Source organism: Paracoccus sp. S4493, assembly GCF_000967735.1.
In the GTDB taxonomy this organism is placed as follows: domain Bacteria; phylum Pseudomonadota; class Alphaproteobacteria; order Rhodobacterales; family Rhodobacteraceae; genus Paracoccus; species Paracoccus marcusii.
Map to the genome: position 1 here is coordinate 1 of NZ_JXYF01000541.1, position 356 is coordinate 356.

A 356-nucleotide genomic window follows, 5' to 3' on the forward strand; every position below is an offset into this window, starting at 1 on the left:
TCGTACAGCGCCTTGCGGGCCGCGGTGTCGGGTTCAGACCGGGCCTGTGCCAGCAGGGCATCGATCTCCGCATTGCGGTAATGCTGGTCGTTGTTGGCTCCGTCCGACCCGACGAAGGGGTGGATGTTGGCATCCGGGTCGATCCGGCCCGACCAGCCCTGCAGCGACATGTCGAAATTGCCGGCGACGTTCTCGGACAGCAGCGTCGCGAACTCCGTCGCGCGCAGAGAGATGTCGAACCCCGTCTCGGCCGCCATGGCCTGGACCACCTGGCCGACCTGCTGGGCGATGGGGTTGTTTCCGATCTGCATCTCGACGCGGATGGGGGTCTGCACACCCGCCTCGGCCAGCAGGGC

General features: G+C 67.1%; 1 protein-coding gene. It reads right to left on the reverse strand.

Annotated elements, in window-relative coordinates; genetic code table 11:
- The coding region (locus TW83_RS18945) for an ABC transporter substrate-binding protein (protein ID WP_239441430.1) at window positions 1–335 on the reverse strand (335 nt) is incomplete at its 3' end.
- Window positions 336–356 lie beyond the last annotated feature (21 nt).